This window comes from Plantibacter sp. CFBP 8798 (assembly GCF_014841195.1).
Classification (GTDB): Bacteria; Actinomycetota; Actinomycetes; order Actinomycetales; family Microbacteriaceae; genus Plantibacter; species Plantibacter auratus.
In genome coordinates this window covers 992,984-1,014,992 of the sequence record NZ_JACYTS010000001.1, presented here as the reverse complement: position 1 = coordinate 1,014,992, position 22,009 = coordinate 992,984, and the positions used below count along the sequence as shown (strand labels likewise).

The 22,009-nt window shown below is 71.2% G+C and carries 19 protein-coding genes; 9 read left to right on the top strand and 10 right to left on the bottom strand.

The window, feature by feature from the left end; genetic code table 11:
• Positions 1-158: 158 nt before the first annotated feature.
• The 4 genes from IFU30_RS04840 to IFU30_RS04825 are packed head-to-tail and all read right to left on the bottom strand — an operon-like array spanning position 159 to position 3,612.
• Positions 159-791: a GNAT family N-acetyltransferase gene (locus tag IFU30_RS04840; protein WP_079705011.1), complete on the bottom strand. Its 633-nt coding sequence runs from the start codon at positions 789-791 to the stop codon at positions 159-161.
• A gap of 49 nt (positions 792-840) precedes the next feature.
• Positions 841-1,956: a beta-propeller fold lactonase family protein gene (locus IFU30_RS04835; RefSeq protein ID WP_192004491.1), complete on the bottom strand. Its 1,116-nt coding sequence runs from the start codon at positions 1,954-1,956 to the stop codon at positions 841-843.
• A gap of 42 nt (positions 1,957-1,998) precedes the next feature.
• Positions 1,999-2,292, bottom strand: a complete 294-nt coding sequence (locus tag IFU30_RS04830) for a winged helix-turn-helix transcriptional regulator (protein ID WP_079705009.1) — start codon at positions 2,290-2,292, stop codon at positions 1,999-2,001.
• Positions 2,293-2,325: 33 nt separating this feature from the next.
• Entirely contained in the window at positions 2,326-3,612 is a 1,287-nt protein-coding gene (locus IFU30_RS04825) for an adenylosuccinate synthase (RefSeq protein WP_064295554.1), read from the bottom strand.
• Positions 3,613-3,864: 252 nt separating this feature from the next.
• Here IFU30_RS04825 and IFU30_RS04820 point away from each other — a divergent pair, with 252 nt between their 5' ends.
• Complete coding sequence (locus tag IFU30_RS04820) at positions 3,865-4,617, top strand: HAD-IIB family hydrolase (RefSeq protein ID WP_064295553.1); 753 nt, start codon at positions 3,865-3,867, stop codon at positions 4,615-4,617.
• Positions 4,618-4,717: 100 nt separating this feature from the next.
• Here IFU30_RS04820 and IFU30_RS04815 read toward each other — a convergent pair whose 3' ends face one another.
• Positions 4,718-5,194, bottom strand: a complete 477-nt coding sequence (locus IFU30_RS04815) for a DUF3151 domain-containing protein (RefSeq protein WP_064295552.1) — start codon at positions 5,192-5,194, stop codon at positions 4,718-4,720.
• Between the two features lie 125 nt (positions 5,195-5,319).
• On the opposite strand from IFU30_RS04815, the gene IFU30_RS04810 reads away from it, so the two are divergent.
• The 3 genes from IFU30_RS04810 (at position 5,320) to IFU30_RS04800 (ending at position 8,609) form a co-directional block, all read left to right on the top strand.
• A complete protein-coding gene (locus tag IFU30_RS04810) occupies positions 5,320-6,015 on the top strand; it encodes a TetR/AcrR family transcriptional regulator (protein WP_192004490.1) in 696 nt (231 codons plus the stop codon).
• Positions 6,005-6,661 carry a hypothetical protein gene (locus IFU30_RS04805; RefSeq protein ID WP_192004489.1) on the top strand — a complete coding sequence of 219 codons (657 nt, stop codon included), beginning with the start codon at positions 6,005-6,007 and terminating at the stop codon, positions 6,659-6,661. Before IFU30_RS04810 ends, IFU30_RS04805 begins: the two co-directional genes overlap by 11 nt.
• A 70-nt stretch (positions 6,662-6,731) precedes the next feature.
• Positions 6,732-8,609: a YhgE/Pip family protein gene (locus tag IFU30_RS04800; protein WP_079705006.1), complete on the top strand. Its 1,878-nt coding sequence runs from the start codon at positions 6,732-6,734 to the stop codon at positions 8,607-8,609.
• 430 nt (positions 8,610-9,039) lie between these two features.
• Here the strand turns inward: IFU30_RS04800 and IFU30_RS04795 are convergent, their stop codons facing one another.
• A complete protein-coding gene (locus IFU30_RS04795) occupies positions 9,040-9,360 on the bottom strand; it encodes a hypothetical protein (protein ID WP_137242369.1) in 321 nt (106 codons plus the stop codon).
• Between the two features lie 247 nt (positions 9,361-9,607).
• On the bottom strand, positions 9,608-10,213 hold the full coding sequence (locus IFU30_RS04790; RefSeq protein ID WP_137243139.1) for a TrmH family RNA methyltransferase: 606 nt from the start codon (positions 10,211-10,213) through the stop codon (positions 9,608-9,610).
• A 170-nt stretch (positions 10,214-10,383) separates the two neighbouring features.
• Here IFU30_RS04790 and IFU30_RS04785 point away from each other — a divergent pair, with 170 nt between their 5' ends.
• Together IFU30_RS04785 and IFU30_RS04780 are read left to right on the top strand one after the other, a co-directional pair.
• Positions 10,384-11,181, top strand: coding sequence for an HAD-IIA family hydrolase (locus IFU30_RS04785; RefSeq protein ID WP_079705004.1), 798 nt, complete (start codon positions 10,384-10,386; stop codon positions 11,179-11,181).
• Between the two features lie 61 nt (positions 11,182-11,242).
• The gene (locus IFU30_RS04780; RefSeq protein ID WP_192004488.1) at positions 11,243-12,283 is read left to right on the top strand and encodes an alcohol dehydrogenase catalytic domain-containing protein; all 1,041 of its coding nucleotides are present in this window, start codon (positions 11,243-11,245) and stop codon (positions 12,281-12,283) included.
• 24 nt (positions 12,284-12,307) lie between these two features.
• On the opposite strand, the gene IFU30_RS04775 is transcribed toward IFU30_RS04780, so the two are convergent.
• From IFU30_RS04775 to IFU30_RS04765, 3 genes are all read right to left on the bottom strand, one after another.
• On the bottom strand, positions 12,308-15,958 hold the full coding sequence (locus tag IFU30_RS04775) for a hypothetical protein (protein WP_192004487.1): 3,651 nt from the start codon (positions 15,956-15,958) through the stop codon (positions 12,308-12,310).
• On the bottom strand, positions 15,958-16,506 hold the full coding sequence (pyrE, locus tag IFU30_RS04770; RefSeq protein ID WP_175116436.1) for an orotate phosphoribosyltransferase: 549 nt from the start codon (positions 16,504-16,506) through the stop codon (positions 15,958-15,960). The genes IFU30_RS04775 and pyrE overlap by 1 nt, the downstream gene beginning before the upstream one ends.
• Positions 16,507-16,667: 161 nt before the next feature.
• Positions 16,668-18,224, bottom strand: a complete 1,557-nt coding sequence (locus tag IFU30_RS04765) for an amino acid permease (protein WP_192004486.1) — start codon at positions 18,222-18,224, stop codon at positions 16,668-16,670.
• 239 nt (positions 18,225-18,463) lie between these two features.
• On the opposite strand from IFU30_RS04765, the gene IFU30_RS04760 reads away from it, so the two are divergent.
• Genes IFU30_RS04760 through IFU30_RS04750 form a run of 3 tightly spaced genes read left to right on the top strand, consistent with a single transcriptional unit; the run spans position 18,464 to position 22,006 of the window.
• Entirely contained in the window at positions 18,464-19,831 is a 1,368-nt protein-coding gene (locus tag IFU30_RS04760) for a glutamine synthetase family protein (protein ID WP_079704999.1), read from the top strand.
• Positions 19,818-20,654, top strand: a complete 837-nt coding sequence (locus IFU30_RS04755; protein WP_192004485.1) for a gamma-glutamyl-gamma-aminobutyrate hydrolase family protein — start codon at positions 19,818-19,820, stop codon at positions 20,652-20,654. The genes IFU30_RS04760 and IFU30_RS04755 overlap by 14 nt, the downstream gene beginning before the upstream one ends.
• Positions 20,651-22,006, top strand: a complete 1,356-nt coding sequence (locus IFU30_RS04750) for an aldehyde dehydrogenase family protein (protein ID WP_192004484.1) — start codon at positions 20,651-20,653, stop codon at positions 22,004-22,006. The genes IFU30_RS04755 and IFU30_RS04750 overlap by 4 nt, the downstream gene beginning before the upstream one ends.
• Positions 22,007-22,009: the final 3 nt, after the last annotated feature.

Genomic DNA, 22,009 nt, shown 5'->3' with positions numbered 1-22,009 from the left:
CCGCGTCCGTCGTCTGGAGGACAAGCTAGGGTCGCGACGTAGCGCGATCGGGGCCTGCCGGTGTCGCGCAGGTGAACAGTGCCCTTCGACAAGCTCAGGGACCGGGCCGGGGGGGCTGAGGGACCGCCCTTCGACAAGCTCAGGGACCGGGCGGGGCGTCAGCCGCGGAGGGCGACGGGGCCGGGGCTCCTGGCGAGGCGCTCCTCGAGACCGGACCGGACCTCCGGCCACTCCTCGGCGAGCACGGAGAACAGCGCGGTGGTCCGCCACGTGCCGTCGGCCCGCTGCTTGTCGCGGCGGATGAGCCCCTCGAACGTGGCCCCGAGGCGCAGGATCGCGGTCCGTGAGCGTTCATTGCGCTCGTCGGCCTGGATCTTCACCCGGCCGAAGCCCGCGTCGAAGGCGAGCCCGAGGAGCAGCAGCTTCGTCTCGGCGTTGACGGCGGTGCCCCAGACGCGCGGGTCGTACGCCGTCCAGCCGAGGTGGGCGGCCTCCCCCGGCTCGTCGAAGTCACCGAGCGTGGACGTGCCGACGAGGAGTCCGTCGTGCTCACCGCCGACGAGCCGGATGACGTAGGTGTTGCGCACGCCGGTCGTGAAGTAGCCGTCGGCGAAGGCGTCGAATTCGGCCTGCGTCGTCGGCAATCCCGCCGGCCCGCCGCCGTAGCCGCCGGCGAAGACCTCCGGGTGCGCGATCGCCGTGAACAGCTCCGGATAGTGCGCGCGGTCCAGCGGTTCGAGGCGGATGGTCCGGCCGTCGATGGGGCGGGGCTCAGGGCGTCGTGCGGTCACCGTTCCACCGTATCCGGTGACGGGCGTCGCGCGAGGACCGGTCTCGCGGTCAGGCGAGGATGAGGCAGGTGGGCGAACCGGCGTCGAGCGTCCCGAGGAGCGTCGTCGGGACCCCCGTGCGCTCGTCGAGCCGGAAGCTCGCGATGGAGTTCGACAGCTGGTTCGCGACGTGCAGGAAGCGACCCGACTCCCGGTGGTGGCGCGGCATCGTCCCGCCACACTCGACGTCGGCCACGGCCTCGACCCGCGAACCGTCGCCGGTGACCCGCAACGTGGCGATGCGGTCGCTCCCGCGGACGCCGACGTGCAGCTGCTCGCGCGAGGCGGCGAGACTGATCTCAGCACCCGTGTCCCCCTCGGACACGCCCTCCGAGGTGGCGACGGTCGCCGCGAGGATGTGCCAATGCCCGTCGGTGCCGTCGACACCGAGCGTGAAGACCTCGACCGAGTACTCGGTGATGACGTGGAGGTGGCCGCTCGGGTGGACGACGAGGTGTCGCGGACCCGTGCCGCGCGGGAACACGACGGTGTGGTCGAGCACCAACCGCGACCCACGGAGCTGCCAGATGCGGACCGTGTCGTGGCCGAGGTCGGTGGTCGCGATGCGGCCGTCCGGGAGGAGCGCTGAGGCGTGCGCCCGCGACGGTCGGGACGGCAGCGCCTCGCCGACAGCGGCCTCCAGCGCGAGGAGCGTGAGCGCGTCCTCGCCGGCGTCCGCGGACTCCGCCGCGAGCGCGGTGGGCGACGCCCAGGGGTCGACGGACGCCTCGCCGAGACGCGGGTCGCCTGCGAACGCCGCGTTCTCCGCGAGCGGCACCGTGACGACCCGACCGTCGCCGTAGCAACTCGCGATGAGGACGTCGGCACCGGTGACCGTCGCGACGTGGCACACCGAGTCGCCGGCTTCGATGGGTTTGCCGAACGGCGCGAGCCCGAACTCACCCGAGCGTTTGAACGCTTCGACGGCGCCGGTCGACTCGCTCGCCGCGTAGACGATCGGCAGCGTCGGGTGCAGGGTGAGGAAGGACGGCGACTGCGCCTCCGACGACTGCACGAGGCGGAGGGTGCCCGCCTCGTCCTGGCGCAGCAGGCTGATGCCGGCACCGGTGCCGTCGGCCTCCGAGGTGTAGGAACCGAGCAGGAGGTAGGGGTTGTCGTCGCTCACCCCCACAGTCTCCCACCTGCGCCGTCTGACATCGGCGCCCGCTCAGGAGATGCGGCGGGCGCGGACGCCGGCCGCGTACTCCTTCGGGGTCATGCCGATCGCCTCACGCACGATCCGGATGAGCGTCGCGCGGGTGATGCCGAGCGCGTTCGCGAGGGTGACCAACGAGAGGTCGGGGTCGTCGTCGAGGGTCGCCAGAGCGCGCCGGACCCGTGGGTCGAGCGCACCGGCGTCGCGCTGGGCACGCACCGCCGGGCGAGGCCTGACCTCACCGCTCGTGAGCTCCTCGACCGGTGGCAGCCCGGGCAGGGACGGCTGACTGGATTCGTCCACCATGGCGCGTTCGACCCTCGTCGTTCGCTGCTCGGGTCAGTCGACGAGGTCGTGACGCACGACGATCGCGTCGCGGCCGGGACCCACGCCGATCGCGGAGATGCGCGAACCGCTCATCGCCTCGAGCGCCAGCACGTAGTCCTGGGCGTTCTTCGGCAGGTCCTCGAAGCGGCGGACACCGGTGATGTCCTCCTGCCAGCCGGGGAACTCCTCGTAGATCGGGACGGCGTGGTGGAAGTCGGTCTGCGAGACCGGCACCTCGTCGACCCGGACGCCGTCGACCTCGTAGGCGACGCACACCGGGATGGTGGCGAGGTCGTCGAGGATGTCGAGCTTCGTCAGGACGAAGTCGGTGACACCGTTGATGCGCGCCGCGTACCGGGCGATCGGGGCGTCGTACCAGCCGACGCGACGCGGGCGGCCGGTCGTCGTGCCGAACTCGAAGCCCTTCGAGCGGAGGTAGTCGCCGGACTCGTCGAACAGCTCGGTCGGGAACGGGCCGGCGCCGACGCGGGTCGTGTAGGCCTTGACGATGCCGATGACGCGGTCGAGACGGTTCGGGGCGACACCGGAGCCGGTGGCCGCACCACCCGAGGTCGCGTTGGAGGAGGTGACGAAGGGGTAGGTGCCGTGGTCGACGTCGAGCATCGTGGCTTGGCCACCCTCGAAGAGGACGATCTTGCCATCGTCGAGCGCCTCGTTCAGCACGAGCGCGGTGTCGGCCACCATCGGGCGGAGTCGCTCGGCGTAGGCGAGGAGGTCGGCCACGATCTCGTCGACCGTGATGGCGCGGCGGTTGAAGACCTTGACCAGCAGGTGGTTCTTCTGGTCGAGGGCGCCCTCGACCTTCTGGCGCAGGATGTTCTCGTCGAAGAGGTCCTGGATGCGGATACCGACGCGGTTGATCTTGTCGGCGTAGGCCGGGCCGATGCCACGGCCGGTGGTGCCGATCTGGCGCTTGCCGAGGAAGCGCTCCGTCACCTTGTCGATGGTGCGGTGGTACTGGGTGATGACGTGCGCGTTGGCGCTCACGAGGAGGCGCGAGACGTCGATGCCGCGGGCCTGAAGTGCCTCGAGCTCGTGGAACAGCACCTCGATGTCGATGACGACACCGTTGGAGATGACGGGGACGACGCCGCTCGTCAGGATGCCGGACGGCAAGAGGTGGAGCGCGTACTTCTCGTCACCGATGACGACCGTGTGCCCCGCGTTGTTGCCGCCGTTGAACTTCACGACGTAGTCGATGCGGTCACCGAGCAGGTCGGTGGCCTTCCCCTTGCCTTCGTCGCCCCACTGGGCGCCGACGATCACGATTGCTGGCATCTGGATGCCGCCCCTTCCGGATTCTCGTGTGCCCGGCGGATCCGCTGGGGAACCTCGCCCTGACAGGCCGGACGCCCACCCTCTGCGGGCGGGCGTCTCGTGCACGCACCCCTCCATCGTACCGGAGGAGGCTCACGGGCACCGAGTCCCAGGCTGCGCTCGATACCATGAGGGGATGTTCAGGCCTCGGGCGGCCGTCCTGCCTGCCGATCGCCCTCGACGACCGTCCTCTCGACCGACCGAACGGAACCCATGACCTCCCTGCCGCGCCTCGTCGCCTTCGATCTCGACGACACCCTCGCCCCGTCGAAGTCCGCGCTCGACCCTCGCATGGCCGAACTGTTCGTCGCGCTCCTCGAACGCACCTCGGTGTGCATCATCTCGGGCGGCCAGATCGTGCAGTTCCAGAACCAGGTGCTCGACCGGCTCGGAGCGGCGTCGCCCGAGGCCCTCGGCCGACTGCACCTCATGCCCACCTGCGGCACCCGGTACGACCGCTTCGACGGCACCGCGTGGGTCACCGTCTACAAGCACGACCTCACCGACGATCAGAAGGCCCGCGCCATGGGCGCGCTCGAGACCGAGGCCAAGCGACTCGGTCTCTGGGCCGACGAGACCTGGGGCCCGATCCTCGAGGACCGCGGCTCGCAGATCACCTTCTCCGCCCTCGGGCAGGCCGCGCCGGTCGCCGAGAAGACCGCCTGGGACCCCGACGGCGCGAAGAAGGAGTCGCTGCGCGCCGCCGTGCAGGCGCTGCTTCCCGACCTCGAGGTCCGCTCCGGCGGCTCGACCTCCGTCGACATCACCATGGCGGGCGTCGACAAGGCGTTCGGCATGACACGGCTCGCCGAGCACACGGGCATCCCCCTGGAGGAGATGGTCTTCGTCGGCGACCGTCTCGACGAGGGCGGCAACGACTACCCGGTCCTCGCGCTCGGGGTGCCGTCGGTGGCCGTGCACGGCTGGCAGGACACCGCGGCCTACCTGGAGTCGCTCGGCCTGTAGGGCGTCGGTTCGACCCTTCGACAGGCTCAGGGACCGGGGATGGGGCTCAGGGACCGGGGACGCGGCCTGCCCCTCGACAGGCTCAGGAGCCGTGGAAGGGCTAGTCGGAGCCGAGGATGACGATCGCGGAGGTCGGCGGGGCCGCCGCCGCGACGAGGTACTCGATCTCCTCGGACGCGGTGGGGTCGGCCTCACGCAGGAAGGTGTCGAGACGCTCGACCTCTTCGGTCTCGCCGATCGCCTTCGCGGAGCGGCGGAGCGCGTAGAGCGAGCGCAGCACCCCGCGGTTCGGCGCGTGCGACCACGGGATCGGGCCCTGACCGCGCCAGCCCGCGGCACGGAGCGAGTCCAGGCCGCGGTGGTACCCGACCCGAGCGGCCGCGTAGCCGGGGATCGGCGACTGGGGGTCGTGGACCGCGTCGGCGAGGAGTGCCCAGCCGAGCGAGGAGCGGGGGTGGGCCGCGAGGAGGTCCGCCAGCGCCTCGATCGAACCGACGGCCGCGTGGAACTCGGCATCGGTGGCGCTGTCGTCCGGCAGCAGTGTCGGAGGGGTTGCCATCAGATTCTCACCGGTCATCGTTCAACCATAGCTCCGTTCCCATGCCCTGGCGTGGGAGGAAGCTGGCAGCCCTCGCTGAGAGCTCGCCGCATCCGCCGACATCGATATTGCACACCGCTGTGCAAGATAGTACGATCGCTGTCATGACCACCACCCAAGCGCCTGCGAGCGGATCGCGAGCCCCTCGTCGCGACGCCGCCGAGAACCGCGTCGCGCTGCTCGAAGCCGCCCGCCTGGCGCTCCGCAGCGACCCCGACGCCAGCCTCGAGACCATCGCGGCGGCCGCCGGCCTCACCCGCCGTTCGGTGTATGGACATTTCGCCACGCGTGACGAGCTCGTGAACGCCGTCGTCGTGGCGGGGGCCGAGCGCGTCGCCTCGTCGATCACGGCCGTCCAGGGCGACGACCCGCTCACCACCATCGCGCTCATCGGCGACGTCCTCTGGGCCCAGGTGGACCACGTCCGCATCATGGCGCCGCTCGCCGTCCGCGGGCCGCTCCGCGCCGTCACGGCGGCCGCCCTCGAACCCGTTCGGACCCTCCTCCTCCGCACCGTCGAGGCCGGTGTCGCGGACGGTTCCATCCGCCCCGACATCGACGCCGGCGTGCTCGCCCGACTCGTCGAGAGCACGGCCGTCGGGGTGCTCGAAGAGGCGACCCGGTCCGGCCTCTCGACGAGCGCCGGCCGCCGCCTCGTCATGCTCGCGACCCTCGGGGCGGTCGGCCTGTCGTGGCAGGACGCCACGGCGGTCGCCGACCGCGCCGACACCGAACACGCAGACACCCACCGCCACACCACCGGCACCGTTACGAACGAGGAGTCCTCCCATGCGCGTTGAACTCGACGGCGTCTCCAAGGGCAAGGGCGGCATCGTCCTCGAGCCGACCTCCCTCTCCTTCCGGACGGGCGAGGCGACCTTCGCCCGCGCCGAGACCGAGCAGCGGCCGACCGTTCTCGGCCTCATCGCCTCCGGCCGCATGAAGCCCGACACCGGGACCGTCCTCGTCGACGGAGCGACCGACCGCAAGACGATGCGACGCGTGATCGCGCTCATCGACGCCCCCGACGTCTCCGAACCGGCCAGCGGCGTCGCGGTCGCCGGCGTCGTCGCCGAGGAGCTCATGTTCGCCGGCCGGGCGAGCCACCCCTTCGCCGTCGCGCGGTTCCTCGAGTCGCTCGACCTCGCGCACCTCGCGAAGCAGCCGATCTCGACCGTCGCGCCGACCGACCGCGTGCGGCTCCTCACCGAGCTCGCCGTCCTCCGGGAGGACGTCACCGCGCTCGTCCTCGTCTCCCCCGACCGCCACGGCGGCGACCCGCTCGAGTGGTGGAACCTCGCCCGCAAACTCGCCGCCCGCGGGTACGGCGTCCTCGTGATCGCCGGTGACGCCTCGGCGACAGCCATCAACGCCACCGCCGACGCCCCGGTGTCCGAGAACGCCACGGACGAACTCGTCCCCCTCTTCCAGCAGGACTGGTCGTGACGCACACCGTGCACCACGACCGTCCAGCCCTCCCCTCATCCCGCACCACCCGTCCCCAGAAGGACCTCCTGTGAAGATCTTCGCGATGATCCGCGCCGAACTGTCCCGCCTGTGGGCCACGCCCATGTCGCGGCTCGCCCTCGTCGCCCTCATGTGCGTCCCGTTGCTCTACGGCGGCCTGTACCTCTGGGCGAACCAGGACCCGTACGCCAAGCTCGACCAGGTGCCCGTGGCGCTCGTCGTCGAGGACACCGGTGCGCCGGCGACCGACGACACCACCGGCGACGCGACCGGCGAGACGGAGAACTACGGCGACGACATCGCCGACCAGCTCATCGAGGACGGATCGTTCGCCTGGCACGAGGTCAGCGCGGCCGACGCCGCCCGGGGCGTGAACGACGGGACCTTCGACTTCAGCGTCACGATCCCCGCCGACTTCTCGACCTCACTCACCTCCGCATCGGGCGACGCCCCGCAGCAGGCGACGGTCCAGCTCACGACCAACGACGCCAACAGCTACCTCGCGACGACGATCGGCGAGCAGGCCGTCAAGCAGATCAAGGCGACCATCGTGCAGACGGTGAACCGCCAGGCCGCGGGCCGGTTCCTCATCGCGCTCGACACGATCAAGACGAAGCTCGTCGACGCCACCTCGGGCGCGACGCAGTTGGCCGACGGCGCCCAGCAGGCCTTCGACGGTGCCGGGACGGCCCAGGCCGGCGCGGCGACCCTCGCGTCCGGCACCGCGCAGATCGCCTCGGGGACGGCCAGCCTGCCCGCCCAGACCGACCAGCTGGCCTCGGGTGCCGAGCAGGTGGCGTCCGGGACCTCGACCCTCGCCGGCAAGGGCGACGAGGTCGGAGCAGCCGCCCAGCGGCTCGTCGACTCGATCCCCACGGCCCGCGCGCAGATCTCGCAGACCCTCGCGGAGAACGGCTTCACCCCCGAGCAGATCGCCCAGGTGCTGGCACTGCTCGACCCGGTGGCCGCTGACGCCACGACGGCGAACGAGCGCGTCCAGACCGTCGTGTCGCAGGTCGACCAGTTGAACAGCGGCGCCCAGCAGGTCGCGGGAGGTGCCCGGAAGCTGAGTGACGCGATGCCCGCGCTCGCCTCGGGGACACAGCAGGCCGCCGATGGTGCCGCATCGCTGCAGACCGGCCTCACGAGCCTGCAGACGGGGCTCGGCACCCTCCGTGACGGCATCGTCACCCTCCGCGACGGTCTGCAGTCGGGCGCGGACGCCATCCCCGCGACCACGGCGGACTCCCGCGAACTCCAGGCCAAGACGATCGCCGATCCGGTCAAGCTGACCAACTCCTCCGTGACGAGCGCGGGCACCTACGGAGCCGGACTCGCGCCGTTCTTCGTCAGCCTCGCCGCCTGGATCGGCATCTACGCGCTCTTCCTCATCGTCAAGCCGGTGTCTCGGCGCGCGATCACGGCGCTCCACAGCCCCATCAAGGTGACCGTCGCCGGTTGGCTCACGCCGGGCCTCCTCGGGACGATCCAGATGGTCGCGCTGTTCGGCATCCTCGCCGGCGCCCTGCACTTCGAGGTCCACAACCCGCTCGCGACCTACGGGATGATGGCGCTGGCGTCCCTCACCTTCGCGGCGATCATCCTGACGCTCAACGTGTGGTTCGGCAGTGTCGGGCAGTTCCTCGGCCTCGTGCTCATGGTCGCCCAGCTCGTCACCGCCGGCGGGACGTTCCCCTGGCAGACACTCCCGGCGCCGCTCGCAGCCCTGCATCACGTGCTCCCGATGTCCTACGCGGTCGACGGCATGCGCCAGTTGATGTACGGCGGACGGATGGACGCCGCCCTGCAGGACGCCGGGGTCCTGCTCGCCTGGCTGGCGATCGCGCTGAGCCTCTCGGCGATCGGCGTGACGCGGATGACGCACGCCAGGACGCTCCGCGACCTCCGGCCGAGCCTCATCGGCTAGGCACCGGTCGAGCGCGCAGGCGCCCGCGCAGGAGCGTCGTCCTCGGGTGGGACGACGCTCCGGCGCGTGCGGTACGCCTGCTGCGTGCGACGCCCATTCGGGTCGGGCATCGTTCGACGTCGGCGTCTGAGCGCCGCGTCGATCCGGGTTCGGGTCCGCCCGACAGCGTTGCACTCCCTTGAGTGATCGTGCGAACGCTCGTTCATGACGCGGAACGCGGCAGATTCTCTGGAACGTCGTCGAGCCACCGGACGGACCGGCCGTCGTCCGTGGCGGAGACCCTGCCGTCGTACCCCGGAAACACCGGAGGCCGTCGGGAGTGGGGGGACTCCCGGCGGCCACCGGTGCGACGGAACGGGCGTGTTCCGTCTGGAGCAGCTGAGCGACGTGGTTCGGGCCACGGCGACCGGCTGCGGGTGCAGCGCGCTGATCAGCTGGAGAGCAGCGACGCCTCCTCGCGCTGTTCGGCGAGCATCCGACGACGAGTCGCGAACGCGGCTCCGGCTCCCCAGATGAGGAGCGACGCGAACAACGCACCGGCCGGAGCGATGAGCTCGCCCGAGCCGGTCTGTGTCGCACTGATCGAGCTCGACGCCTCGTCGACCCGGGCGTCGGCCTGAGCCGGCGCGGCGACGCCGACGATGAGGGCGACCGCGAGGGCTGCCGGGACGGCGAGCGCGGCGATGCCACGGACCTTGGACGGGTGGGTTCCTCGTTCGGGCGAGGCTCCCAGGGCAGAACGGTGCGTCATCTTCGATTCATCCTTCGGGTGACCGCCGATTCGCACCGCACGGATTCGGGTCCGTGCGGTGGCCCTCGGTGGCTTCGGGTGCCGGAGGGATTCGGGTTCAGCGGTGGAGTGTTGCTCCGCTAGACAGTATGCCGGGCGGTGTCGGCACTTTGGGGGACCGCGGGGTCAATTGAGGGAATCTTGAGGTGTTCCTGAGGTAGGCGCAGCGCTGCCGTTGGAAACCACCCGCGGACGGGGGTCAACCCGATCAGGAGGCGTCGAAGGAGACGTGCTGCATGACCCAGGCGTGCATCGCGACGGCCGCCGCCGCGGAGGCGTTGATCGATCTCGTCGACCCGAACTGGGTGATCTCGAGCACGGCGTCGGCCGCGGCGAGCGCTTCCGGCGAGAGCCCCGGCCCCTCCTGTCCGAAGAGCAGGAGGCACCGCTCGGGGAGCCTGAACGTCTCGATCGGGACCGACCCCGGCACGTTGTCGATCGCGATGATCGGCAGCTCGGCCGCCGACGCCCAGGCGACGAGCGCCGCGACGTCGACGTGGTGCTCGACGTGCTGGTAGCGGTCGGTCACCATGGCTCCGCGTTTGTTCCAGCGACGGCGTCCGACGATGTGGACGGTGTCGGCGGCGAACGCGTTGGCGGTGCGCACGATCGACCCGATGTTCATGTCGTGCTGCCAGTTCTCGATGGCGACGTGGAACGGGTGGCGGTGGTCGTCGATGTCGGCGACGATGGCCTCCATCGACCAGTACCGGTAGCGGTCGACGACGTTCCGGGTGTCGCCGTCGCGGAGCAGCTCGGGGTCGTACCAGGGGTCGTCCGGCCACTCCCCCTGCCATGGACCGACGCCGGCCATCGGGCTCTCGGCCTGATCAGGGCCGACGACCGGGTCGACCGGGTGGAGCGGGGTCTCTGGCACCAGCCAACCCTACCCGCGCCGTGCCACACTGGAGGTCCGGGCCCGACGCCGCGCCACCCCCGCGGCGCAGCGCTCGCGTAGCCCGCACGGAGCACCTGGAGGAACGCATGTCACGACGCGACGAGGTCGAATGCTGGCTCACCGACATGGACGGCGTGCTCGTCCATGAGAACCACGCCCTCCCTGGTGCCGCAGCGCTCCTGCAGCAGTGGCAGGACCAGCGGACGCCCTTCCTGGTGCTCACCAACAACTCGATCTTCACCCCGCGCGACCTGAGCGCCCGACTGCGTGCCTCCGGGCTCGACGTGCCCGAGGAGTTCATCTGGACCTCCGCGCTCGCGACGGCCGCCTTCCTTGCCGAGCAGGAGCCGGGCGGTTCGGCGTTCGTCATCGGGGAGGCCGGGATCACCACGGCCATCCACGAGGCCGGCTTCACCATGACGGAGACGAACCCCGACTACGTGGTCGTCGGCGAGACCCGCAACTACTCGTTCGAGGCCATCACCAAGGCGATCCGCCTCATCGCCGGTGGCGCACGCTTCATCGTCACGAACCCCGACGCGACCGGACCGAGCAAGGACGGCCCGCTTCCGGCGACCGGCGCCATCGCGGCCCTCATCACGAAGGCCACCGGCATGGAGCCCTACGTCGTCGGCAAGCCGAACCCGATGATGTTCCGATCGGCGCTCAACAAGATCGGCGCCCACTCCGAGAACACCGGCATGATCGGCGACCGCATGGACACCGACATCGTCGCGGGCATCGAGGCCGGTCTCCACACGATCCTCGTGCTCACGGGCATCAGCGACGAGGCCGAGATCAACCGCTACCCGTTCCGTCCGAACGAGATCCTGAGCGGCGTCATCGACCTCGTGAAGACGGAGCCCGTCGAGGTCGAGATCTAGGCCCTCCCGCCACCACCAGCCACACCGATCCACTCCGCCCAGCCACGCACCGAGGACTTCCATGCGCGCCGTCGTCTACGACCAGTTCACCGCCGAGCCCGAGGTCCGCGACGTCGCGGATCCGGTGCCGTCCGACGCCGGCGTCGTGGTGCGGGTGGAGACCACGGGGCTCTGCCGGAGCGATGCGCACGGCTGGCTCGGGCACGATGACGGCATCGCCCTCCCCCACGTGCCCGGCCACGAACTCGTCGGGCACATCCACGCTGTCGGCCCCGCCGTCGAGCGGTTCCGCGTGGGCGACCGCGTCACGGTGCCCTTCGTGTGCGCGTGCGGACGCTGCGCCCAGTGCCTCGCCGGGAACGGGCAGGTCTGCCCGAACCAGACCCAGCCGGGCTTCACCCACTGGGGGTCCTACGCGGAGCTCGTCGCCCTGCACGACGCCGACGTGAACCTCATCCCGGTGCCCGAGTCCCTCGACGCCGGCGCCGCCGCCCTCCTCGGGTGCCGCTTCGCGACGGCCTTCCGCGGGCTCGTCCACCGCGCCGGGCTCCGCAGCGGGGAGCGCCTGCTCGTCGTCGGCTGCGGCGGCGTGGGGCTGAGCGCGGCCATGATCGGCGTCGCGCTCGGGGCCGAGGTCATCGCCGTCGACATCGACGCCTCTGCCCTGGCGCGTGCGGCGTCGATCGGCGTCACGCACACGATCGACTCCAGCGGGCTCGACGAGGCCGCCGTCCTCGCTCGCATCGCCGAAGCCGCGCCGGCGGGCGTGCAGGTGTCGGTCGAAGCCCTCGGGCGCGAGTCCACGATGCGCCTCAGCCTCCTCGCGCTGGCTCCGATGGGCCGTCAGGTCCAGATCGGGCTGTTCTCGAGCGAACCGACCCTCCCGCTGCCGCGCATCATCTCGCAGGAGCTGTCGCTCCACGGCAGCCACGGCATGCCGGCGTCCGACTACTCGGAGCTGCTCGACCTCGTCGCGAGCGGCGCGCTGCGCCCGCAGGACCTCATCGAACACCGCATCGGCCTCGACGAGGCACCGGCAGCACTCGCCGCCCTGGCGTCCGGCGACCGCTCGACGGGCGTGACCGTCATCGACGTCGCCTGACCCGCGTCGGCGTCAGGTGCGTCGTCAGACGGTGTCCGGGGCTCCGGCCGTCGACCACCCTGCGGACACGCTCGGCATCGTGGCGTCGGCAGCCGCACCGGCCGCGTTCGCGGCACCGACGAGCGTTCCGAAGTAGAACGCGAGCAGGAGCAGGACCGCTGCACCCAGGCCGACGACCGCCCAGAGCAGCGCCTTCGGGATGCCCTGATCCGCGTGCTCTCCGCGGTATTCGGGGAGATCGCGATCGGGAGCGGACTGCGTGGCCTGAGGCGGCAAGGTGGCGCCGACGATACCCGCAGCCGCGGCCGGGGTCGTGAGCGCGCTCGCGCCGTCGAGTTCCGGGAACGCGACCGTCTCGCCGGGGAGCGCGGCCGGGGCCGTCTGCGGTACGTTCGCGACCGGTCCCTGCGAGGGGACGGCCGCGGCGTGTGCGCCGAAGACGGAGACCGAGGCGGGGATCACGGGTGTGGGCGCGGTGTTCGAGGCGACATCGGGCTCGGCCACCGGGGAGGTGTCCGCCGCGTTGTCGTCGTCTCCGGCAGCGTGGGCCCCGGTTCGTCGTGACCCGCCGGTGTCGTCGTCGGCGTCCTTGCCGTCGACATCGGTACCGTCGGCGGCGACGAGGCCCGGGATGGGGGCGAGCGGGAGATCAGGGTCGGCGATCGCGTCGGCCTGGAGCGACCACCCACCCTCGGCGGCGAAGGCGTCGGCGAGCGACCGTGCCGAGGCCGCCTCCGCCGTGGCGGTGGCGTCCGGCTGATCGGACGGTTCGGACGTGGCCGTGTCGTCGGCCTGCTCGGTGTCGGCGGGCGGCGTGGCAGCCGGCTCGCCGTCGGTCGCGGCGCCATCCGCCGAGACGATCGGGACCGCATCCGTGTCGGGTCCGAGGTCGAACAGCGACTCGAGCCGCAGCTCCTCGCTGACCGGCTCGGGCTCGCCGACCGGTTCAACGTCGATCGAGCCCTCGTCGGCGAGTGGGGCGTCCGACGCGGCGGCATCCTCGGTGGGATCGGTCGCACCGTCGGCGACTGCGCCGTCCGGCACGAACGACGGAAGCGGGGTGACGCCCGCTGCAGCGAGTGGGACGGCGTCGAACTCGACGATCTCCTCGTCGAACTCGTCGTCGAGCTCCTCCGGGTCGACGGCGAACGCCGGGGTCTCGGGAGCAGGAGCATCGGTGACGGGGGTCGGTGCCGTCTCGGGAGCGGAGTCGGCGTCGAGGTCGGCCGAGGTCTCCGTGTCGTCGGTGTCGGTGTCGTCGCCCGAGCCGAGCCCGGAAGCGACGCCCGCAGCGGTTGCGGCCCCTGCGGCGGCGAGGCCTCCGGCCGCGACGGCTGCGTCGAACCCGCCGAGCGACAGCGTCGGGAAGAGGTCGACCGTGTCGTTCGCGGCGGGGACGATCGGTGCGGCGTCCGGCGCGGAGCTGTCGGTCTCGGTCGCGTCGTCGGTCCAGCTGGCGAACTCGTCACCGGGTCCGTCGACGAGCGGGCGACCGAGCGTGACGGCGGCGAGGCCCGGAGCGAAGGGCTGGACGTCGCCGGCGATGAACGCGGCATCGGGCACCTCGCCCTCGAGCGCGAGCTCCGAAGGGGACTCCGCACTCACTGCTGACGACTCGGCGCCCTCCCACTCCACCGGCGGGACCGGGATGGGCTGGGTCGTGGGAGCCGCGTGCACGAGCGGGTCGAGGGCGTCGTTCGGCGCGAGGTCCCACACGAAGGGCGCGGTGCCGAAGGGGCTGACCGTGGGTTCGGGTTGCACGCCGTCGAGGGAGATGAGCTCCGTGATGGAACGCTCGGCCTTCGGAGTCGGCGGGCCGAAGGCTGGTGGGACGTCGGCGGCGCCCGTCGCGTCGTCGTCGACCGGTGTGTCGTCACGGCCGACCTCGGCGTCGGTGTCGGGTGTCGGCGCCGGAGGAACGGCTGCTGCTGCGGCTGCGGCACCCGCCAGGGCCGAGAAGCCCGGACCGCCGAGGCTGTCGAACGGCCGCGTCTCATCGAGCGGCTCGGCATCGTCGTCGGGGACCGTCTCGGGCCACGGGACGTCGGCTGGTGAGGTCGGCTCCGCTGCGCTCGTGGGCGACGCCGCTGCGACCGTGTCCCAGCGGAACGGTGCCGCGGGGGTGATCGGTTCGGAGGCGACGATGCCGTCGGATGCGGGCTCGGGGTCCGAGTCGGTGGTCGGCTCGACCGGCTCGCTCGCGGACGGGGACGTCGCCTCATCGGTGGCGGCGACGGCGACGGACTCGTCCGCGGTGTCGAGCTGCTGGGGCGCCTCGTCGACCGGCTCAGCGTGCGGTTCCTCGGACGCCTGCTCCTCCGGTGCCGCCGGCGCGGCGCCGAACGTCGCACCGAACGGTTCCGTCAACCAGGCCAGCGGATCCGTGCGCGGCGCGGAGGCCTCGGCAGTCGCCGGCTCGGCGGTCCAGACGTCGTCGGTAGCTGCTTCGCCGTCCGGGGCTTCGTCGAGTCCTGAGTCGGCGGGCGCCGAAGCATCGATCGTCGTGTCACGGACCTCGACGGTCTCGCCACCGAGGACGTCGTCGCCGAACGTCTCGGAGAGACTCCAGGAGCCCTCCGGGAGATCGTCGTCCAGCTCGGTTTCGGGCGTCGTCGCGGAGCCTGACGGCACATCGTGGTCCGCGGCGGGCGGCGTCGGCGTCGGCGGCGGGGCGGTGGGCGGCAGCGGTGCGGCGGGCGTGCCGCCGGCGGGCGTCGAGGTGGAGGTCGTCGCGGCGGTCTCCTCCGCTTCGACCGCGGCCCAGGCCGCCGGGTCGTCGGCTGCGAGTGCTCGGGCCGTGGGCAGGACGGCCGTCGAGACATCCTCCGCGGCCACTGGATCGGCGTCGGTGTCGTCGCTGCCGCCGAGGCTCCAGGGCTCGTCGTCGACCGGTGGCAGGATGACCGGGTTCGTGGGCGCGGGCCGGAAGGTGCCTGCGGGCGCGTGCTGGAGGACGGAGTCGGTGTCGACCGTCAGCTCGTTGCGGGCGGGCGGGACAGGCGATGCCGGGGCAGGGGTCGGCGGGACGACCGGGAGTTCGAGGGCGTTCGGGTGACGCAGACCCTCCGACCGGACGGGAGCAGCCTCAGGCATCGGGTCGGCCGGGGCTGCAGGCGTGGCGGGTGGGACGGGCTCCGCGCTGGGTGCATCCGGCGTCGGCGGCGCCGAGACCGGTGTGGTGTCGTCGGCCGGGTTCGGCACCTGGCTCTGCCACCAGGCGAGGAGTTCGGCCTCGCTCGCGAACTCGCCGGGAGCGGTGGCCGGGGCGGCGGGGGTCGGCTCGGCGGCAGCGGGCGTCTGCTCGACGGGAGCGGGGGTCTGTTCGACGGGAGCGGGCAGCGGCTCGACCGGAGCCCGCGTCGGCTCAGCGGCCGTCGGGGTCGCGGGCGCATCCGGCACGGACGGTGCGGACCACTGGGGCTCTGCCGGAACCGGCGCGGGCACCGGCGAAGCAGCGGCGTCGCCGACGATCGGCAGGACGCGCGTCCGGTCGTCGTCGTCGACGGGCGACGGAGCGACGGCAGCAGACGGCTGCTCGTCGATCGCGTCGGTGGCGGGCTGCGTCTCGATCGCCTCCGTGTCGTCGGCGTCGAGCTGCGAGAGCAGCCAGTCGGTTCCGTCCGCGGGTTCGTCCGGCAGCCCGGCCCCGCCGCGTCCGGTTCCGTCGCCGGACATCAGACGAGTCCCAGGTCTTCCAGGCCGATCGCGGCAAGGTACTGGTAGCCCGCGGCCTCGATGATCTCGCGGGCGCCGGTCGCGCGGTCGACGACGACGGCGACGGCGACCACCTCGGCTCCGACCTTCTCGAGCGCTTCGGCCGCCTTGAGCGGTGACCCACCGGTGGTCGAGGTGTCCTCCAGCACGATCACGCGCTTGCCCTGGAGGTCGGGGCCCTCGACCTGCTTGCCGCGACCGTGGTCCTTCGGCTCCTTGCGGACGACGAACGCGTCGTACGTGAGTCCGCGCGCGGCACCCTGGTGCAGGATCGCGGCGGCGACCGGGTCGGCGCCCATGGTGAGGCCACCGACCGCGAAGACGTCGGGGACGTCGGCGATGAGGTCGATCATGACCTGCCCGATGAGGGGCGCGACGCGGTGGTCGAGACTCACCTTGCGGAGGTCGACGTAGTACGTCGCCTTCTTGCCGCTCGTCAGGGTGAAGTCACCGTGGAACACGGCTTCCGCCGAGATGTGGTCAATGAGCTGAGCTCGTGCGTCCGTCACGTCGACGAGTCTACAAGCTGTGACCCCCATCGCCGCAGTCGCCCGGATGGGGGCGTTCCGCGTCACCGAGGCAGGAGAGCCCCGGCGTGTCGGGCACGACTCGCCGGGGCTCGGGACGCGACGCCGCCACCGGTCTGCGTCGGGGCGGCTGCGTCCGGGGGTCAACGCGCGGTGCCGGAGCCCGGGTCCTCGGGACGGTCGGCTGCGAGCAGCTCAGCCTCGGTCGCGCCGCCGTAGCCTTCGGTCTCCGGGTCGCCGTGCAGGCCGCCCGAGACCGCGTACTCCTCCTCGGGCGACATGACGAGCCGGTGGCGACCCCAGACCGCGAAGGCGACCAGCATGACGACGTACACGACGACGATCGCGATGATCGCCGGGAGGAACGTCGGGTTGAGCAGGAAGCCGACGAAGATGAGCGCGGCGATGACGGCCGCGATGACCGCCCCCGGCACACCCCACGGGCTGCGGTAAGGCCGCTTGGCGTTCGGGAACTTCTTCCGCAGCAGCAGGAACGCGATCATCTGCATGAGGTACGCGAGCACCGCACCCCAGACCGCGATGTTCAGCACGATCGCCCCGGCGACGCCGCCTGATCCGCCGGCCGCGTCGACGATGAGCAACGCGATGAACCCGATGATCGCCCCGGCCACGAGGGCCACCCACGGCGTCTGCCGCTTGCCGGTGAGGGAGAGGAACCGCGGGTAGTACCCGGCGCGGGACAGCGAGTACATGTTGCGACCGTAGGCGAACATGATGCCCTGCAGCGAGGCGAGGAGCCCGATGAGGGCGAAGAGGGCGAGGACCGCCGCCGCACCGTCACCGACGATGGCCCGGAAGCCGTCGAGCAGAGGCTCTCCCGCCGTCCCCGTCGCTTCCGCACCGATCACACCGGTGTTGAGGAACAGGACGAGCAGACCGGTGACGATCAGGGTTCCACGAGCCCAGAACCCGGCCTTCGGGATGTCGCGCACCGGGTTGTGGGACTCCTCCGCCGCGAGCGGCAGCTCCTCGATGCCGAGGAAGAACCACATCGCGAAGGGCAGGGCGAACAGGATCGGGAGGACGCCGTGCGGCAGGAACTCGGTCTGGCCCGCGTCGGGGGCGATGTCGAACAGGTTGGCCCAGGCGAACTGGCCGGAGAAGATCGCCATCGCGGAGAAGACGAGCAGGATGCCGATGGAGATGATCGAGACGACGATCGCGAAGCGGAAGGAGATGCTCGCTCCCGCGGAGTTCAGCGCGATGAACGCGACGTACAGGATCGCCCACCACACGGGCGACGGCATGGAGAAGCCGAGCAGCTCGCTCGTGATGGCGTCGGCGTAGGAGGCCGAGAAGTACACGATCACGGCCGTGGTCGCGACGTACTCGATGGTCTCCGCGAGGCCGGTCACGAACCCGCCGAGTGGTCCCATCGCCGCTCTCGCGAAGGAGTAGGCCCCGCCGGTGTGCGGCATCGCCGCGGCCATCTCCCCGATCGAGAAGATCATGCCGTAGTACATCGCGACGAGGATGACGAAGGCGATGAGCATGCCGCCGAACCCGGCGAAGTCGATGCCGAAGTTCCAGCCGGAGAAGTCGCCGGAGATGACCGCCGCGACGGCGAGACCCCAGAGGCCCCACACCCCGGCGGACCGCTTCAGGCTGCGTTTCTCGAAGTACCCCTCGCCGGCCGCGGTGTAGGTCACCCCGGAGATCTTGCGCGTGTCGTCAGCCATCGATGCGTCCTGTCGCTCGGGTTGCGCGCTCGTCGGGCTCGCACAACGTCCTCAGATTCGGTTGGCCCGACTCTAGGACCTGCAATGGTCGCGTGTACATACCTTTGTGAGGAAACCCGTCTCACAATTGCTTCGATCCGGTGGAGGTGCTGTGATGTAATGGTCGAGTTCGCGACCTTTCAGTTCTCCATCGAGGCAGAACGCCGACGACGGGTCCCCCGGATCAACGAGGAGCTGCCATGCACCCACGCTCAGGAAACCTGACGCTCGAGGAGCTCACGACGGCCGTCGCCGCACGCGAGATCGACACCGTGATCCTCGCGTTCACCGACATGCAGGGCCGACTCGTCGGCAAGCGCGTCTCGGCCCGCCTCTTCGTCGAGGACGTCGCCGAGCACGGGGCGGAGTGCTGCAACTACCTGCTCGCGGTCGACGTCGAGATGAACACGGTCGACGGCTACGCGATGTCGAGTTGGGAACGCGGCTACGGCGACATGGCGATGATCCCCGACTTCTCGACCCTTCGCCGCGTGCCCTGGCTGCCGGGCACGGCCCTCGTCACCGCCGACCTCCAGTGGCTCGACGACGCCCCGGTGGTCGCTTCGCCCCGTCAGATCCTCATCGCCCAGCTCGAACGGCTCGCCGAACGCGGCCTCGTCCCGTTCGTCGGCACGGAGCTCGAGTTCCTCGTCTTCGACGACACCTTCCGGGAGGCTTGGGCGAAGGACTACACGAAGCTGACCCCCGCCACCGACTACAACATCGACTACGCGATCCTCGCGTCGACCCGCATGGAACCGTTGCTGCGCGACATCCGCAACGCCATGGACGGCGCCGGCATGTACTGCGAGGGCGTCAAGGGCGAGTGCAACCTCGGGCAGCAGGAGATCGCGTTCCGCTACGACCACGCCCTCGTCACCTGCGACAACCACTCGATCTACAAGAACGGGGCGAAGGAGATCGCCGACGCCCACGGCAAGAGCCTCACGTTCATGGCGAAGTTCGACGAACGCGAGGGCAACAGCTGCCACATCCACATCAGCCTCCGCGGCGAGGACGGTTCGGCCGTGTTCGCGGACCCCGACGCGCCCGACGGCATGTCGAAGCTCTTCCGGCACTTCCTGGCCGGGCAGCTCGCCGCGATGCGCGAGCTGACGATGTTCTTCGCCCCGAACATCAACTCCTACAAGCGCTACGTCGACGGCAGCTTCGCCCCGACGGCCGTCGCCTGGGGGCACGACAACCGCACCTGTTCACTCCGGGTCGTCGGCCGGGGGCTCGGCATGCGCGTCGAGAACCGGGTGCCGGGCGGCGACGTCAACCAGTACCTCGCCGTCGCCGCGCTCATCGCAGCCGGACTGCACGGCATCGAGAACGAACTGGAGCTCGAGGATCCGACCAGCGGCAACGCCTACACGGGCGGTGCGCCCCGTGTCCCGACGTCGCTCCGGGAGGCGGCCGAGCTCTTCTCGCAGTCGACGATCGCCCGCGAGGCCTTCGGTGACGAGGTCGTCGACCACTACCTGAACTTCGCGAAGGTGGAACTCGCCGCCTTCGACGCCGCGGTGACGGACTGGGAGCGGGTGCGCGGCTTTGAACGCCTCTGACCCGAACGTCCCAGCGACAGACCCGCCCGTCTCGAGCGCTCCGCTCATCGGCATCACGACCTACCTCGAACAGGCCCAGACCGGGGTGTGGGACGTCCCGGCGTCCTTCCTGCCGAAGGTGTACCTCGACGCAGTGACGGATGCGGGCGGGATCGCGGTCCTCCTCCCACCCCAGCCGGTCACCCGAGCGGTGGCCGCGTCCGTGCTCGCCCGCCTCGACGGCCTCATCGTCTCGGGTGGCGCCGACGTCGACCCCGGCCTGTACGGGCAGGTCGCCCACCCGCGCACGGGTCGGCCACGGACCGACCGGGACGCCTGGGAGGAGGCGCTGCTCACGGCGGCGATCGACGCCGAGCTGCCGTTCCTCGGCATCTGTCGTGGCGCGCAACTGCTGAACGTCGCGCTCGGAGGGACGCTGGTCCAGCACCTCCCCGACCTCGTCGGCGACGACTCCTTCCAGCCCGGCGAGGGCGTCTTCGGGCCGAAGACCGTGGCGATCGATGCCGACTCGCGACTGGCCGCGCTGCTCCGGCAGGACGACGACGAGCTCGACGTGCACGTCTACCACCACCAGTCGATCGACCGCGTCGCCGACGGACTCGTCGTCACCGCCCGCACCGAGGAGGGCGTCATCGAGGCGGTCGAGCTGCCGACGGTCCCCTTCGGTCTCGCCGTGCAGTGGCACCCCGAGGAGGAGACGGCCGACCGGCGTCTCTTCGCCGGGCTCGTGGACGCCGCGCGTCGACACCGCGACGCCGGGACCACCGCAGGACGCAGCACCAGCACCACACCCGGCACCGAGAGCAGGAGCACCGCACCGTGAGCTACACGATCCTCAATCCGGCGAACGAGCACGTCGTCACGACCGTCGAGCACCTCGACCTCGCCGAGACGGACGCCGCCATCGCCCGCGCCGCCGTCGCCCAGCGATCCTGGGCAGCCGTCAGCCCCGCCGACCGCGCCCAGGCGCTCCGCCGTTTCGCCGCATCGGTCGACGCCGACCGCGAGCACCTCGCGAGCCTCGAGGTCGTCAACTCGGGCCACCCCATCACCCAGGCGCGGTGGGAGGCCGGTCACGTCCGCGACGTCCTCGAGTACTACTCCGCGTCACCCGAACGGCTCTTCGGTCAGCAGATCCCCGTCGCAGGGGGCATCGACCTCACCTTCCACGAACCGCTCGGCGTCGTCGGCATCATCACCCCGTGGAACTTCCCGATGACGATCGCCGCCTGGGGCTTCGCGCCGGCGCTCGCGGCGGGGAACGCCGTGGTCCTGAAGCCCGCGGAGTGGACGCCACTGACGAGCATCCGCCTCGGGGAACTCGCCCTCGAGTCCGGCCTGCCCGAGGGACTGTTCCAGGTGTTGCCGGGCCGCGGATCGGTCGTCGGCGAGCGCTTCGTCACGAGCGAGACCGTCCGGAAGGTGGTCTTCACCGGATCGACCGCCGTCGGCAAGCGCATCATGGCCGGCGCGGCCGAGCAGGTGAAGCGGGTCACCCTCGAACTCGGCGGCAAGAGCGCCAACATCGTGTTCGCGGACGCCGACCTCGAACGCGCGGCCGCCGCCGCCCCCTACGGCGTCTTCGAGAACGCGGGCCAGGACTGCTGCGCCCGGAGCCGGATCCTCGTGCAGCGGAGCGTGTACGAGCGGTTCATGGAGCTGTTGGAGCCGGCTGTGCAGGGTGTGGTCGTCGGCGATCCGAACGACGAGGCCACTGAGATGGGGCCGCTCGTCTCCGCTCCGCATCTGGCCGCCGTGCGCTCGTACGTGCCCGAGGGTGCGCCGGTCGCCTTCACCGGGAGCACCCCGGACGGCCCGGGGTACTGGTTCGCGCCGACCGTGCTGACGCCCGGCCGCGACGACCGCACCGTCCGGGAGGAGATCTTCGGTCCCGTCGTCGCCGTGCTGCCCTTCGAGGACGAGGCCGACGCCCTCACCCTCGCGAACGACACGGAGTACGGCCTCTCCGGCTCGATCTGGACCCGTGACATCGGCCGTGCGATGCGGGCCGCTCGAGCGGTGGAGTCGGGCAACCTGTCCGTCAACTCCCACTCCTCCGTCCGCTACTCGACCCCCTTCGGCGGGTTCAAGCAGTCGGGTCTCGGGCGCGAGCTCGGTCCCGACGCCCCGCTCGCCTTCACCGAGACGAAGAACGTCTTCCTCGCCGTCGACTGAACG